3 protein-coding genes are annotated in these 1,911 nt (G+C 66.1%); all 3 read right to left on the bottom strand.

Going from position 1 to position 1,911, the window contains the following annotated elements; genetic code table 11:
* Positions 1-315: TSUP family transporter (locus tag VNQ78_RS13050; protein WP_325690409.1), on the bottom strand; the 315-nt coding region annotated here is incomplete at its 3' end.
* Between the two features lie 224 nt (positions 316-539).
* Positions 540-1,640, bottom strand: coding sequence for an NAD(P)-dependent alcohol dehydrogenase (locus tag VNQ78_RS13045; protein WP_269494246.1), 1,101 nt, complete (start codon positions 1,638-1,640; stop codon positions 540-542).
* A gap of 99 nt (positions 1,641-1,739) precedes the next feature.
* Positions 1,740-1,892: a PAS domain S-box protein gene (locus VNQ78_RS21610; protein ID WP_414694068.1), complete on the bottom strand. Its 153-nt coding sequence runs from the start codon at positions 1,890-1,892 to the stop codon at positions 1,740-1,742.
* Positions 1,893-1,911 lie beyond the last annotated feature (19 nt).

The raw sequence follows: 1,911 nt of genomic DNA, 5'->3' as shown, positions 1-1,911 counted from the left end.
TGGAATGAGGCTGGTGAAGACAGCCTCTTGTATTTGCAGCAGCAACAATCCGCCGCCTATCCCCCCGATGAACGAAATCCCGGCCAGCCGGGCGAGACCCGCCTTGTGCGCCACAAGCTCCCGACGAAACTCCCAGGCGCTCGAGAGGCTTGCCGGCCAAAGCGCCACCGCATTGCTTGCATTGGCAACGACCGGTGGAACCCCGACGGCCAGCAAGGCCGGGAAAGAGAAAAAAGTCCCTCCACCGGCCACCGCATTGACCGCGCCCGCAATGAATGCGGCCGCGACAAGGAACAAAACTTCAAGAAGGGTCATATGCGCCTGTGCCGGTACAGCCCGGAGAACTCCGCCATGATACGCGGAACATCCCGAATCAGGCGCCGGCCTTGCGCGCGGCGCGTTCCTTTTCCACCCGCTCGGTGACGTCGCGGTGGATTTAAAATCGCATTTGCGCATCGAGCAGCAGGCGCGCGTCATCCTTGCGCACAACCTGCGGCGCGCCGCTGCGGGGGCGCGAGCCGGCGCGGGCTCGCCCTCGGTCAGGATGGCTTGACGGCGACCTTCAACACGCCGTCGCGCTGGTTGGCGAACAGATCGTAGGCCTCGACGATGTCCTCCAGCGCATAGTGGTGGGTGACCAATGCACCCAGGTCCAGACGTTCGGCGGCGATCACGTTCATCAACCGGCGCATGCGCTCTTTACCGCCGGGGCACAGGGCGGTATTGATGCGGTGGTCGCCCAGGCCCGCGGCGAAGGCATCGAGCGGGATCGTCAGATTCTGCGAATACACGCCCAGGCTGGAGAGCGTGCCGCCGGGCTTGAGGCTGCGCAAGGCCTGCTCGAAAGTGGCCTGCGTGCCCAGCGCCTCGATGGCGGAATCCGCGCCGCGTCCGCCCGTGAGTTTCATGATTTCCGCGACCACGTCGCAGCTGCGAAAGTCGAGCGTGACGTCGGCGCCCAGCCGTCGCGAGATACCCAGCCGGTGATCATTGCCGTCCACCGCGATGATGGTGGTCGCCCCCAGCAGGCGCGCGCCGGCTGTCGCGCACAGTCCGATCGGCCCTTGGGCAAAGACCACCACCGTGTCGCCCAGGCGGATGTTGGCGTTTTCCGCGCCCTTGAAGCCGGTGGACATGATATCCGGACACATCAGCACCTGTTCGTCGGTCAGGCCATCGGGAATCGGCGCGAGGTTGGCCTGGGCGTCCGGCACCAGCACGTATTCGGCCTGAGTGCCGTCGATCAGATTGCCAAAGCGCCATCCGGCAGTCGCCTTGTAGCCATGGCAGCCGCAGCGCCCGGAAGGGATCAGATAGCTGCCGTCCTGCGAGGGCACGCCATCCTGCGCCGCGTACGAGCCGAAGTTCGGGCAGATCGCGCCGGCGATGACGCGCTGGCCCTCGGCATAGCCGGTGACCGCGCTGCCGAGTTTCTCGATGATCCCCACCGGCTCGTGGCCGACCGTCAGGCCCGGCGCGACCGGATACTCGCCCTTGAGGATGTGGACGTCGGTGCCGCAGATGGTGGTCGTGGTGATGCGAACGAGCGCGTCGTTGGGACCGACATCGGGGATGGGTTTATCGGTCAGCTCGATGCGGCCGGGCTGGACGAATACAGCGGCTTTCATCATGGCAGCCATTGGGTTCTCCTGGCATGGAATCGGCGGGGCTGCGGGCGACTGACCCGCAGGCGATGGCTCCATGGTATCGGCCGGCCACAGCCCGCATATTGCGCCAGATCAGAAAGCGGCGGCCTTGCGCGCGGCGCGCTCCTTTTCCACCCGCTCGGTGACGTCGCGCGCCATGGCGACCGAACCGACGACCGCGCCGTCCGGATCCTTGACCAGGGCGAAGGTCATCTCGACATAGAGCTTGCCGCCACCCCTTGCCACTGCCCGCGTCAGCGTCGGC

This window comes from Paracoccus sp. (in: a-proteobacteria) (assembly GCF_035556475.1).
Taxonomy (GTDB): Bacteria; Pseudomonadota; Alphaproteobacteria; order Rhodobacterales; family Rhodobacteraceae; genus Paracoccus.
The sequence above is the reverse complement of the archived record's forward strand: the minus strand, read 5'-3'. Positions and strand labels throughout refer to the sequence as shown.

What these genes read in the sequence shown, in the direction of transcription:
- VNQ78_RS13045 (WP_269494246.1), bottom strand. Translation starts at nt 1,640, where the DNA reads ATGGCTGCCATGATGAAAGCCGCTGTATTCGTCCAGCCCGGCCGCATC.